Raw genomic sequence first — 12,946 nt, 5'->3', positions numbered from 1 at the left:
ACCGGCAAAAGGTCGCATATCCCGCAAGGGTGATTGCGCCGATGCGCGAAAATCAGCCGGCGAGCGGCGGGAAGTTCCGCGCGAAGCCGGCGCGCAAGGCCGCGTCCAGATCGGCCATGCCTACGGGCAGGCCCAGGTCCACCAGGCTGGTGACGCCGTGGCCCTGGATGCCGCAGGGCACGATGCCGGCGTAATGGCCGAGGTCGGGCTCGACATTGACGGAAATGCCGTGGAAGCTGATCCAGCGCCGCAGCTTGACGCCGATGGCGGCGATCTTGTCCTCGTGCATGCTGCCGTCGGGCAGCGGCGCCTTGTCGGGCCGGGCGATCCAGACGCCGACACGGCCCTCGCGGATCTCGCCCTTCAGGTTGAACTCGGCCAGCGCGTCGATGACCCAGTTCTCCAGCGACTGGACGAAGGCGCGCACGTCGCGGCCGCGGCGGTTCAGGTCCAGCATGACATAGACCACGCGCTGGCCCGGACCGTGATAGGTGTATTGCCCGCCACGCCCGGTTTCGTGCACCGGGAAGCGGGCCGAGAGCAGGTCCTGCGCCCGGGCCGAGGTGCCGGCGGTATAAAGCGGCGGATGCTCGACCAGCCAGATCAGCTCATCCGCCTGGCCGGCGTGAATCGCGGCGGCGCGGGCCTCCATGAAGGCGACGGCCTCGGCATAGCCGGTCAGTCCGGGGGCGGTGATCCATTCGGTCATGGTCCGGCAGATATTCCGGCGCGAAGATTGCCGCAAGGGGCGCGCGGCCGGGCCTCGGCCGATCCGTTGCCGGTGGGGGTCCTCGGACCCCCACACCCCCGAGGATATTTCCGCACAAAAGAAGCCGGAACATGAATTCGCTGCAAGATCATTGTGCGGATGTTGAATTTCACTAAATGGGGAAGCCGGGCTATAACGCCCTCTCGTGCTAGCCCGGATGATGTCATGACCCTGCCCAGATCGCCTGTCTTCGATGCCCTGAATGCCGCCGCGCGCGAGCGGATCCTGATCCTGGACGGGGCCATGGGGACGCAGATCCAGCAGCTTGGCCTGAAGGAGGACGATTTCCGCGGCCATGGCGGCGGCTGCAGCTGCGGCTGCCATCCGCCGGCGCCGGGCGAGCATCCGCAGCAGGGCAACAACGACCTGCTGATCCTGACCCAGCCGGCGGCGATCGAGGAGATCCATTACCGCTATGCCAAGGCGGGCGCCGATATCGTCGAGACCAACACCTTTTCCTCGACCACCATCGCCCAGGCCGATTACGGCATGGAGGCGGCGGTCTATGACCTGAACTTCCACGGTGCCCGCATCGCGCGCCGGGCGCTGGACCGCGCCACGGCCGAGGATGGCCGGGTGCGCTGGGTGGCGGGCGCGGTGGGACCGACCAACCGGACGGCCTCGATCAGCCCGGACGTGAACAACCCCGGCTATCGTGCTGTAACCTTTGACGATCTGCGCACCGCCTATGCCCAGCAGATCCGCGGGCTGGTCGATGGCGGCGCCGACCTGATCCTGATCGAGACCATCTTCGACACGCTGAACGCCAAGGCGGCGATCTTTGCCTGCGAGGAGGTGTTTGCCGAGAACGGGCTGCGGCTGCCGGTGATGATCTCGGGCACGATCACCGACCTGTCGGGGCGGACGCTGTCGGGGCAGACGCCGACCGCCTTCTGGTATTCGGTCAGCCATGCGCGGCCCGCCACCATCGGGCTGAACTGCGCGCTGGGAGCCGCCGCCATGCGCCCGCATCTGGCCGAGCTTGCCTCGGTCGCGGATACGCTGATCTGCGCCTATCCCAATGCCGGCCTGCCGAACGAGATGGGCCAATACGACGAATCGCCCGAGGACATGGCGGCGCAAGTGGCGGAGTTCGCCCGCGAGGGGCTGGTGAACGTGGTCGGCGGCTGCTGCGGCTCGACGCCTGCGCATATCGCCGCCATCGCCCGCGCCGTGGCCGATCTGCCGCCCCGCCAGATCCCCGAGACCCCTCCGCGCCTGCGCTTGTCGGGGCTGGAGCCCTTCGTCAAGACCGACGACATTCCCTTCGTCAACGTGGGCGAGCGCACGAACGTCACGGGTTCCGCGAAGTTCCGCAAGCTGATCACCAACGGCGATTACGCCGCCGCGCTGGACGTAGCCCGCGACCAGGTGGAAAACGGCGCCCAGATCATTGACGTCAACATGGACGAGGGGCTGATCGATTCCAAACAGGCGATGATCGACTACCTGAACCTGATCGCGGCCGAGCCCGACATCGCCCGCGTCCCGGTGATGATCGACAGCTCGAAATGGGAGGTGATCGAGGCCGGGCTGAAATGCGTGCAGGGCAAGGCGGTGGTGAACTCGATCTCTCTGAAAGAGGGCGAGGAGGCCTTCCTGCATCATGCCGACCTGTGTCGCCGCTACGGCGCCGCGGTGGTGGTCATGGCCTTCGACGAGAAGGGCCAGGCCGATACCGAGAACCGCAAGGTCGAGATCTGCGCCCGCGCCTATGACATCCTGGTCAACCGCGTCGGCTTCCCGGCCGAGGACATCATCTTCGACCCGAACATCTTTGCCATCGCCACCGGGATCGAGGAGCACGACAACTATGGCCTCGATTTCATCGGTGCGACGCGGCGAATCATGCAGCAGCTGCCGCATGTGCATGTCTCGGGCGGGGTGTCGAACCTGAGCTTCAGCTTCCGCGGCAACGAGCCGGTGCGCGAGGCGATGCATGCGGTGTTCCTGTATCACGCGATCCAGGCCGGCATGGACATGGGCATCGTCAACGCCGGCCAGCTGGCGGTCTATGACCAGATCGAGCCCGCCTTGCGCGAGGCCTGCGAGGACGTGGTGCTGAACCGCAAGCCCGCGAACGGCGGCACGGCGACCGAGAACATGCTGGAGATCGCCGAGCGTTTCCGCGGCGAGGGTGGCGCGAAAGCCCGCGAAAAGGACCTGACCTGGCGCAGCTGGCCGGTGGACAAGCGGCTGGAACATGCCCTCGTCAACGGCATCACCGAATATATCGACGAGGACACCGAGGAGGCCCGTCTTGCCGCCGCGCGGCCGCTGCATGTGATCGAGGGCCCGCTGATGGCGGGGATGAACGTGGTCGGCGACCTTTTCGGCTCGGGCAAGATGTTCCTGCCGCAGGTGGTGAAATCGGCCCGGGTGATGAAACAGGCGGTGGCGCATCTTCTGCCCTATATGGAGGCCGAGAAGGCTGCGGCGGGCGGCGGCGGCGGTGCCTCCAGCGCCGGCAAGATCCTGATGGCGACGGTCAAGGGCGACGTCCATGACATCGGCAAGAACATCGTCGGCGTCGTGCTGGCCTGCAACAATTACGAGATCATCGACCTGGGCGTTATGGTGCCGGCGACCAAGATCCTGGAAACCGCGAAGGCCGAGAAGGTGGACATCATCGGCCTGTCCGGCCTCATCACCCCCTCGCTGGACGAGATGGCGCATGTGGCCGCGGAAATGGAGCGCGAGGGTTTCGACATCCCCCTGCTGATCGGCGGCGCGACGACCAGCCGGGTGCATACGGCGGTCAAGATCCATCCGCGCTATGCCAAGGGCCAGGCGGTCTATGTCACCGATGCCAGCCGCGCCGTGGGCGTGGTGGGCAGCCTGCTCTCGGGCCAGAAATCGGCCTATGTCGAGAATGTCCGCGCCGAATACATGGACGTCGCCAACAAGCACGCCCGCGCCGAGGCCGAGAAGAAGCGGCTGCCGCTGGCCTCGGCCCGCGACAATGCGTTGCGCATCGACTGGACCGGATTCGAGGCGAAGCAGCCGCAATTCCTGGGCGCGCGGGTGATCGAGGATTTCGACCTGGCCGAGATCGCCCGCTATATCGACTGGACGCCCTTCTTCCAGACATGGGAACTGAAAGGCGTCTATCCCCGCATCCTGGACGATGAGAAGCAGGGCGAGGTCGCGCGCCAGCTTTTCGCCGATGCGCAGGCGATGCTGGCCCGCATCATCGACGAGCAATGGTTCAAGCCGCGCGCCGTGATCGGCTTCTGGCCGGCGAATCGCAGCGGCGACGACATCCGCCTGTTCACCGGTGAGGATCGGGCCCATGAGTTGGCAACGCTGCACACGCTGCGCCAGCAGGTCAGCAAGCGCGACGGCCGCCCGAACGTCGCCATGGCCGATTTCGTCGCGCCCGAAGGGCATCGCGACTATGTCGGCGGTTTCGTGGTGACGGCTGGCGGCGAAGAGCAGCAGATCGCCGACCGCTTCAAGGCGGCGCATGACGATTTCTCGGCGATCCTGGTGCAGGCGCTGGCCGACCGCTTCGCCGAGGCGCTGGCCGAGATGATGCACGAGCGGGTGCGCAAGCAATACTGGGGCTATTCGGACGAGGATTTCCGGCCCGAGGAGCTGATCGCCGAGCCCTATGCCGGCATCCGCCCCGCGCCCGGCTATCCGGCCCAGCCCGACCACACGGAAAAGGTGACGCTGTTCCGCCTGCTGGACGCCACCGCCGCCACCGGCGTCGAACTGACCGAGTCGATGGCGATGTGGCCCGGCGCCTCGGTTTCGGGCCTTTATATCGGTCACCCCGAGGCCTATTACTTCGGCGTCGCCAAAGTCGAGCACGACCAGGTGCTGGACTATGCCCACCGCAAGGGCATGTCGCTGCGCGAGGCCGAGCGCTGGCTGGCGCCGATCCTGAACTATACTCCGCAAGGCGCCGTCGCGGCGGAATGAGAAAACGCGGGCGGCGGGTGAAAATCTCTCTTTTCATCCGCCGCGCAAGCGTCTAGAAGGCGCGAGCCTACGGACGTGCGGTCGTGGCGGAATTGGTAGACGCGCAGCGTTGAGGTCGCTGTTCCTTAACCGGAGTGGAAGTTCGAGTCTTCTCGACCGCACCATTTTCAAGCAAAATCAATGGTTTAAGACGGGTTTGGTGCTATTATGCCTCGGGCCCGTTCTGCTGTGCCGGCATGGACTTTGCCGCCGAGATGTCCCGTCCTGGCGCTCTCTCCTGCCGAGGCTGGCTCCCGCGACGAGAACGCTTCCAGGGCGATCCGGTCCTGTCGTTAAAACGCCGTTCCGAAAGGGCTTCGGCGGCGACTGCGTCATTCTTTCCTGCGCCCTGCGTCCCGATTTCCGTGGATTTGCACGCCACCTTGCGCCAGTCTCGCCCGCGAGCAAGCGAAAGGGGTTTCCATGTCCGAGAACTGGGGTTTCGACACCACCGCCATCCATGCCGGCAGCGCGCCCGATCCGGCGACCGGCGCCCGGCAGGTGCCGATCTATCAGACCACCGCCTATGTCTTCCAGGATGCCGGCCACGCCGCGCGGCTGTTCGGCCTGCAGGAGGTCGGCTACATCTATTCCCGGCTGACCAACCCGACGGTCGCGGCGCTGCAAAGCCGCGTCGCCGCGCTGGAAGGCGGGGCGGGGGCGGTCTGCTGCTCATCCGGCCATGCCGCGCAGATCATGGCGCTGTTCCCGCTGATGGGGCCGGGCAGGAACATCATCGCCTCGACCCGGCTTTACGGCGGCACCATTACCCAGTTCAGCCAGACCATCAAACGCTTCGGCTGGTCGTGCAAATTCGTCGATCTGGACGATCTCGACGCGCTGCGGGCGGCGGCGGACGAGGATACCCGCGCCATCTTCTGCGAATCGATCAGCAATCCCGGCGGCTATGTCACAGACATCCCGGCGGTGGCCAAGGTCGCGGACGAACTGGGCCTGCCGCTGATCGTGGACAACACCCTGGCCACGCCCTGGCTCTGCAAGCCCATCGAGATGGGGGCGACGCTGGTCGTGCACAGCCTGACCAAGTTCCTGACCGGGAACGGCACGGTGATGGGCGGCGCCATCGTCGATTCCGGCCGTTTCGACTGGTCGGCCTCGGACAAGTTCCCCAGCCTGTCGCAGCCCGAGCCGGCCTATCACGGGCTGACCTTTCATCAGGCCTTCGGCGCGCTCGCCTTCACCTTCCACAGCATCGCCATCGGGCTGCGCGACCTCGGCATGACCATGAACCCGCAGGCCGCGCATTACACGCTGATGGGGATCGAGACCCTGGGCCTGCGCATGCAGCGCCATGTCGACAATGCCCGTCAGGTCGCGGAATGGCTGGAACAGGACCCGCGCGTCACCTCGGTCACCTATGCCGGGCTGGCCTCTTCGCCGTGGAACGCCACGGCGCAGCGGGTCTATCCCAGGGGGGCGGGGTCGCTCTTCACCTTCAGCATCCGGGGCGGATACGACGCCGCGGTCAAGCTGGTCGACAGTCTCAAACTGTTCAGCCACGTCGCGAACCTGGGCGATGCGCGCTCGCTGGTGATCCATTCCGCCTCGACTACGCACAGCCAGCTGACCGACGAACAGAAGATCGCGGCAGGCGCCGGCCCGGACGTGGTGCGGCTTTCGATCGGCATCGAGGATCCCGCGGATATCATCGCCGATCTCGACCAGGCGCTGGCGGCGGCGACCGCGTAAAGGAAATAGGGCGGCGAGGATGACCCCGCCGCCCCGTTTGCTCAGTTCGCCGGCGCCTCGGGCGCGGGCGGGGCGGGGGGTGCCTCCGGCGCACCCTCTGCCGGGGCGTCGTCACCCTGCCCCGGGGCGGGGCGGTCGCCGCCCGGCGCCTTCGGGTCGTGCATGGCAAAGACCGCGGTCACCTGCGCCGTCACCGCCAGTTCGCCGGCCTCGACCGGGGTGTCGGCGCGCTTGGCATCGGCCGCTGCCATCATCATCGGGCGCGGTCCGCCGCCCGGCTGCGCCTCGGACAGCGACAGCAGCGGACCCAGCCGCATCCCCGCCGCCTCGGCCATGACCTCGGCGCGGTGGCGGGCATCGGCGATGGCCTTGCCCCGGGCCTGGTCCAGCGCCTCGGTCATGTCCTCGCGCGAGAAGGCGATGCCGCTGATCTCGTTCGCGCCCGAGGCGACCAGCTTGTCCAGCACCGGCCCCAGGCCGCCGATATCGCGCACCCGCACCGTCACCATGTTCTGCGCGGCATAGCCGGTCAGTTTCGGCGCCTGGCCGTCCTGGTAGTCGATCACCGGCGACAGGTTCAGCCCCGAGGTCTGGATGTCGCGGGCCTCGACGCCTTCGGCCTTCAGCGCCTCGATCACCTTCGCCTGCTGCTCGGCATTGACCCGCATCGCCTCGGCGGCGGTGTCGGCCCGGCTGCTGACCCCCAGCGAGATCGTCGCGAGATCAGGCGCCGCGGTGCTTTCGCCCTCGCCGGTGACGGTCAGCTTGGCAAGCGGGCCGGGATGCTTCATGGCGTGATGTCCCATAGGCGGTTGCGGCGCGGGCGGGGGGGCGTCCTGCGCCATCAGCGGGCCGGCGCCCAGCAGGGTCAGCGTCGCGACGGCCAGCAGCGGTCGGATTTGGGGCATGGGGTCTGTCTCCTCTGCGCGCGGACGGTTCGCTTTCGCCGCGCTATGGTGCTTCCAGTCGCGGAAACGCCGGAAATCGCGGTTTGGATGCCTCACAATCCGGTGTTCGGCTTTTCACGGAACACGTTCTGGGTTAGTCCCTTGGATCAGATCACAAGAACGCGCGCAGGCGCCGGGACCACAGAGCAGAACCGATAGATGTCGCTTGATTCCGTTACCGAATACGCCCTTTCCTTCAGCGAGGATGCCGTACATCTTCAGCGGCGCGAACCGGCGTCGGATGCGGAGGTGCGGCCGTCCTGGCGTCATCTGGGCTCGGTCGAGTTCGACTCGCCCGACTTCCGCGAGGAATTCGTCCGCCTGCGGCTGATGGCGGGGGGCGATGAGGCGCTGCCGGTGACGCTGCTCATTCCCGACGACCAGATCCTTTACACCACCCTGACGGTCGCCCCCGGTGCGGACCGCGATCGGGCGGTCGGCAAGGCGCTGGACGGGCTGACGCCCTATGCGATCGAGGACCTGGCTTTCGACTGGGAAGGCGACGGCGACAGCGTGCGCGTGGCCGCGGTGGCGCGCCAGACCCTGCGTGAGGCCCGCGACTTTGCCGCGCAATACGGGTTCGAGGGGCAGGGGTTCCGCGCCGCCCCGGCCGAGGACAGCTTTGCCGGCGAGCCGATCTTCGTGCTGGAGGCGCCGCCGCGCGCCCGGCCGGCGGTCGATCCGGCCCAGGCCGGGGTGACCTCGGCCGACCTGCAATTCGCCCAGGAGGACGAGGCGGCCGGGCCGGCGGCGGATCTGCTGGATCTGGGCGGCGATGCGACCGATGTATCGGCCGCGGAAGTCGCCCCGGACGCGGAGGAAACCCGGACCGCGGAAGCAGCCGCGACCGAGGCAGGGACCGGCGCGGCGGCAGCTTTGGCGGAAGCCGGGCCCGCGCCGCCGCCTGAGGCGACGCAACCCGCCGAACCCGCCCCGTCCGCGGCAGCCGAGACCGAGAGCGAAACCCCGGCAGTCGAAGCCGAGCCGGAAGGCAAGGCCGAGCCTGTCGCTGTGCCCGAGCCGGCCGTCGAACCCAACTCGGCCCCCGAACCTGACCAAGCCGCCGAGCCCCAGCCAGAACCTGTTCCCGAGCCTGAACATCCGCATACCCCCGAGGCGGAGCCCGCGGCGGCGGAAGCCGAGTCCGATCCTCCAGCCGCGGCCCCCGAACCCGAACCGTCGCAGGACCCGCCCGCTGCTGAAAGCGCCGCCGAAGCGCCGGCGGCCCGGGCCGCAGAGGAACGCCCGTCGACCGCAGCTTCGGATGCCGAGGGTCCCGAACCCGTCGCGCCGGTGCCGCCGGTCGTGCGTCACGGTCCGTCGGCCGGGCAGGGCGGGCCCGAGTTGAACCCGCGCGCCCGCGCCGTCCATGAACGTGCCGCCGATGCCCGCCAGGCGCGCAGCATCGGCGCCGCTCCGGCCCCGATGCGCCGGCCGGGCCAGCGCGGCGGGCTGGTCGGCCTGGTCGGCATGCTGGCGCTGCTGGTCGCGGGGCTGATCCTGATCTGGGCCTTCCTGGTTCCGGGCGACCGCGGTCAAGCGCTGACCGAGACCGCGCCTGTCGCGGCCCCCGCCGCTTCTGCACCGCAAGACCCGGCCGCCGGTCCGACCGAGCAGGCCGCCGCCGAAACCCCGGCCGCGGAAACGCCCGCGCCGCAAACTGTCGCCGAGGCGGAACCGGAAGCCATGCCCGTGCCGGTGCAGCAGGCAGCCCCCGCCGCCGCACCCGCCCGCGTCTCGGCCCTGACCGAGGAAGAGCGGCGCCGCGTGATCGTCGCCGCCGCCGCGGTGGCCGCCGCCGTGGTGCCGCCTTCGGCCCACAGCCCGGCGGCGCAGGCCCCCGCATCCGCCGCCAGCGAACCGGCCCGCGCCGTCGCCGCAACCCGGCCGGTCGCGGCACCGTCGCAGCCGGCGCGAGCCGCCGCGCCGGCCAGCGCCGATGCCCCTGCCCGCAGCACCGCCGCGTCCCGCCCGGCGCAGGCCGCGGCCACGACGGTGCGGCTCAACAGTTCCGCCCGCCCGCAGCTGGCGCCTCGGCGCAGCACGCCGCAGACCAGCGCGCCGCGGGCCGATACCGCGCCGCGCGTGCCGACCGATCCGCTGCCCTACGCCGCCAGCCAGGGATCCGCCCAGCCGATCCGGGCCGCCCGCCCGCCGGAACGCGCCCGCCGCGCCGCGCCGGCCCCGGCGGCTGCCGCGCCCGCCGAGGCCCGTCCCGCCGCGACCGCCAGCACCACCCCGGCGCTGCGGGGCTCGTCCCGGCCGCCGCTGCGGCCGGAAGGCTCGGCCCCCGAGCTGGCTCCCGAACCGAACTCAGCCGGACCCGAGGCGGCGCTGAATCCGGCCGAGGCCGCCCAGCTGCGCGGGCTGATCCGCGACCTGGGCCGGCACGGTCTGGTCAGCGCACAGGCGCCGCGGCCCGATGGCATGACGCGGCTGGCGCAGGCTCGGCCCGTGCGCAAGCCAGGGGGCGCGGCCACCGCCAGCGACGCCCCCAGCGCCTCGGCCATCGACGCGGCCCTGCGCTCGGCGGCGGCGGCGCCGCCAGACAAGCCCGGCCGCAACACGACCGCCGCCGCGTCGCCCGCCCGGGATTCGGGCGGGCTTTTGCGTGGCTCCTCGCGCCCGCAGCCGCGGCCCGGCAAGGCCGGCGCCACGGCCACGCCTTCGCCCCGCGCCGTCGATGCCGCGCTGTCCGAAGCGGCCGCGGCACCGCCGCCGACCCCGGGCGCGGTGCAGCTTTCGGCGCTGGCCTCGTCGCCGTTGCCGCCCCGGCGCGGCGATGCGGCGCCGGCTGCGGCGGAGGACCCGCCCGCGGCCGCCGATCCGGGTGCAGCCGGCTCCCCGGCCGTCGCCGCTCCTGCTGCCGCAGCGGCGGCCGCAACCCCCGGACCCAGCGAGGCCGAACTGAACGCCCGCCGCGCGCTGGACGAGCAACTCCAGGCCCAGGCCGAGGCCCGTATCCGGGCCCGCGCCCAGGCCGACGCCGCCGCCGAGGCCAAGGCCCGCGCCCAGGCCGAGGCCCGCGCCCGCGCCCAGGCCGAGGCCGAGGAACGCGCCGCGCGCGCCCGCCAGCAGGACTACAAGCCCCCCGAGATCGACAACGAGCCCGAACTCGCCGCCACGGCCCTGTCCAAGGGCGTGTCCTCGGCCAGCGTCGCCAAGGCCGCGACCACGGCGCGCGGCATGGATACCGGCCGCACCACCATCATCGGCATCATCGGCGCCGGCCAGGCCAGCCGGGCGCTGATCCGGCTGCGCAGCGGCAAGGTGGTGACGGTGCGCCTGGGCGACCGCATCGACGGCGGCACCATCAACTCGATCGGCAACGGCCGGCTGACCTATGTCAAGGCCGGTCGCACGCATGAACTGCGCATGCTGGACGGACGCTGATGGAGACATTCCTGCTGATCGCCACCGTCTACCTGCTGACGATGGTGATCGCCGTGCCGCTGTCGGCGCGGTTGGGGCTGGGCTCGGTACTGGGCTATCTGGTGGCGGGGATCGTGATCGGTCCGGTGCTGGGCGTCGCCGGCTCGGCCGGCGAGATGGCCGACCTGCAGCATTTCGCCGAATTCGGCGTGGTGATGATGCTGTTCCTGATCGGGCTGGAGCTGGAGCCCGAGGCGCTGTGGCAGATGCGTAAGAAGCTTCTGGGCCTGGCCGGGATGCAGATCCTGGGCACGGTGGCGCTGCTGGCGCTGATGGCGATGGCCTTCAACCAGGACTGGCATGTCGCGGTCACGCTGGGCATGATCCTGTCGCTCAGCTCGACCGCCATCGTGCTGCAGACCCTGTCCGAAAAGTCGCTGATGCAGACCCCGGGCGGGCGCAGCGCCTTCGCCGTGCTGCTGACCCAGGACATCGCGGTGATCCCGATGCTGGCGCTGATGCCGCTGCTGGCGACCCGCGCGCCGCTTGCCGAGGCGCAGGAGCATATCGGCGAGGCCTTCATGCATTCACTGCCCGGCTGGGCGGCGGCGCTGGTGACGCTGGGCGCGGTCGCGGCGGTGATCCTGATGGGGCAATACCTGATCCGGCCGCTGTTCCGCTATGTCTATTCGGCGCGGCTGAACGAACTCGACACCGCGCTGGCGCTGCTGATCGTGGTGGGCATCGCCTCGCTGATGGAATTCGTCGGCCTCTCGCCCGCGCTGGGCACCTTCCTGGCCGGGGTGATGCTGGCCGGGTCCGAGTTCCGCCACGAGCTCGAGGGCCAGATCGCGCCCTTCAAGGGGCTGCTGCTGGGCATCTTCTTCATCACCGTCGGCGCCGGGATGAATTTCCAGATCCTGTTCGAGCGTCCCGCGACCGTGCTGGGCGTGACCGTGGTGCTGATCGCCGTCAAGGCGATGGTCCTGCACATGATCGCGCGGCTGACCGGGCTGCGCGGGCGCGACCGCACGCTCTTTACCCTGTCGCTGGCCCAGGCGGGCGAATTCGGCTTCGTGCTGATCTCCTACGCGGTGTCGCTGGCCATCCTGCCCCGGCCACTGGCACAGGGCTTCCTGCTGGTCATTGCGCTCTCCATGCTGGCGACGCCGCTCTTGTTCATCCTGTCGGACTTCATCTCGCGCCGCATCGCCGAGGAACGCGCCAGCGACATCGCCGACGAGATCGCCGAGCAGCAGCCGATCATCATCGCCGGCGTCGGCCGTTTCGGCCAGGTGCTGAACCGTCTGGTCACCATGTCGGGCTTCAAGACCACGGTGCTGGACCACGACCTGGAGGTGATCCAGCTGATGCGCCGCTTCGGCTTCAAGGGCTATTTCGGCGACCCGACCCGGCCCGAGATCCTGATGGCCGCCGGGCTCGACAAGGCCAAGGTGCTGGTCGCGGCGCTGGACGACCCCGAGGCGAACCTGCGGCTGATCCGCTATGCCAAGGAAAAGCGCCCGGACATCGTGGTCATCGCCCGCGCCCGCGACCGGGTGAACGTGTTCCAGCTTTATGCCGCCAAGGCCGACCATATCGTGCGCGAGACCTTCGACAGCTCGCTGCGCGCCGGCCGCTACGCGCTCGAACATGTCGGGCTGTCGCCCTACGAGGCCGCCGAGCTCGAGCGCATCTTCTATCGCATGGACCGTGCCCATCTGCGCGAACTGGCCGAGGTGTGGAAGCCGGATGTCCCGATGGAGGAAAATCGCGATTACATGGGTCTGAGCCGCGACCTGAACCGGCAGCTGGAAAGCGCGTTGATGGAGCGCTTCGCCCATGGTCCGAGCGCCGCCCCGATCGCTGCCGGCGACGACGAGGCGCCCGAGCACGGGCTGACCCGACCCGGCCGGCCGGGTGGCCGCTGAAACGCGCGCTGTCCGCCCCTTCGCCTTTGCTGCCCTTTCGGCTGCGGATGTCCTGAAAGCGATGAGTGCAGGATTCGCGAGAGCCTGCTGCGGTCCTTGCCGGGCACCGTGGCGGTTGGGTATTTGAAGAGCAAATAAGCAGGCGCGGCCTGTGGCTTTCCGTTTTCGAAATACCCCTGCTGCGGCGCCACGGCCCGGGCCTTGCCGGGCGGGCGTCGAGCCCCTAAAAGGCGGGCAGCCTTGCCAAGGGA

The 12,946-nt window shown here is 69.6% G+C and carries 6 protein-coding genes and 1 tRNA gene; 5 read left to right on the top strand and 2 right to left on the bottom strand.

Annotated features, from left to right (window positions below; translation table 11 throughout):
• Positions 1-52: 52 nt before the first annotated feature.
• Positions 53-805, bottom strand: coding sequence for a lipoyl(octanoyl) transferase LipB (gene lipB, locus JCM7685_RS10485; RefSeq protein WP_408634309.1), 753 nt, complete (start codon positions 803-805; stop codon positions 53-55).
• A gap of 129 nt (positions 806-934) precedes the next feature.
• On the opposite strand from lipB, the gene metH reads away from it, so the two are divergent.
• The 3 genes from metH to JCM7685_RS10470 all read left to right on the top strand — a co-directional run bounded on the left by metH (position 935) and on the right by JCM7685_RS10470 (position 6,445).
• Positions 935-4,696, top strand: a complete 3,762-nt coding sequence (gene metH / locus JCM7685_RS10480) for a methionine synthase (protein ID WP_074966312.1) — start codon at positions 935-937, stop codon at positions 4,694-4,696.
• Positions 4,697-4,773: 77 nt separating this feature from the next.
• Positions 4,774-4,860 (top strand) — tRNA-Leu (locus tag JCM7685_RS10475).
• Between the two features lie 298 nt (positions 4,861-5,158).
• Positions 5,159-6,445, top strand: a complete 1,287-nt coding sequence (locus tag JCM7685_RS10470; protein ID WP_074966311.1) for an O-acetylhomoserine aminocarboxypropyltransferase/cysteine synthase family protein — start codon at positions 5,159-5,161, stop codon at positions 6,443-6,445.
• 41 nt (positions 6,446-6,486) lie between these two features.
• Here JCM7685_RS10470 and JCM7685_RS10465 read toward each other — a convergent pair whose 3' ends face one another.
• Positions 6,487-7,353, bottom strand: coding sequence for an SIMPL domain-containing protein (locus tag JCM7685_RS10465; protein ID WP_074966310.1), 867 nt, complete (start codon positions 7,351-7,353; stop codon positions 6,487-6,489).
• A 288-nt stretch (positions 7,354-7,641) separates the two neighbouring features.
• On the opposite strand from JCM7685_RS10465, the gene JCM7685_RS19875 reads away from it, so the two are divergent.
• A complete protein-coding gene (locus JCM7685_RS19875; RefSeq protein ID WP_172413069.1) occupies positions 7,642-10,785 on the top strand; it encodes a hypothetical protein in 3,144 nt (1,047 codons plus the stop codon).
• Positions 10,785-12,695, top strand: a complete 1,911-nt coding sequence (locus JCM7685_RS10455) for a monovalent cation:proton antiporter-2 (CPA2) family protein (RefSeq protein ID WP_074966308.1) — start codon at positions 10,785-10,787, stop codon at positions 12,693-12,695. Before JCM7685_RS19875 ends, JCM7685_RS10455 begins: the two co-directional genes overlap by 1 nt.
• Positions 12,696-12,946: the final 251 nt, after the last annotated feature.

This window comes from Paracoccus aminovorans (assembly GCF_900005615.1).
Classification (GTDB): Bacteria; Pseudomonadota; Alphaproteobacteria; order Rhodobacterales; family Rhodobacteraceae; genus Paracoccus; species Paracoccus aminovorans.
This window is presented reverse-complemented; position numbering and strand designations above follow the sequence as displayed.

Bases quoted from the DNA above. Each gene is read 5' to 3' on its own strand.
- metH (WP_074966312.1), top strand. From the start codon at position 935: ATGACCCTGCCCAGATCGCCTGTCTTCGATGCCCTGAATGCCGCCGCG.
- JCM7685_RS10465 (WP_074966310.1), bottom strand. From the start codon at position 7,353: ATGCCCCAAATCCGACCGCTGCTGGCCGTCGCGACGCTGACCCTGCTG.
- JCM7685_RS10455 (WP_074966308.1), top strand. From the start codon at position 10,785: ATGGAGACATTCCTGCTGATCGCCACCGTCTACCTGCTGACGATGGTG.
- JCM7685_RS10470 (WP_074966311.1), top strand. From the start codon at position 5,159: ATGTCCGAGAACTGGGGTTTCGACACCACCGCCATCCATGCCGGCAGC.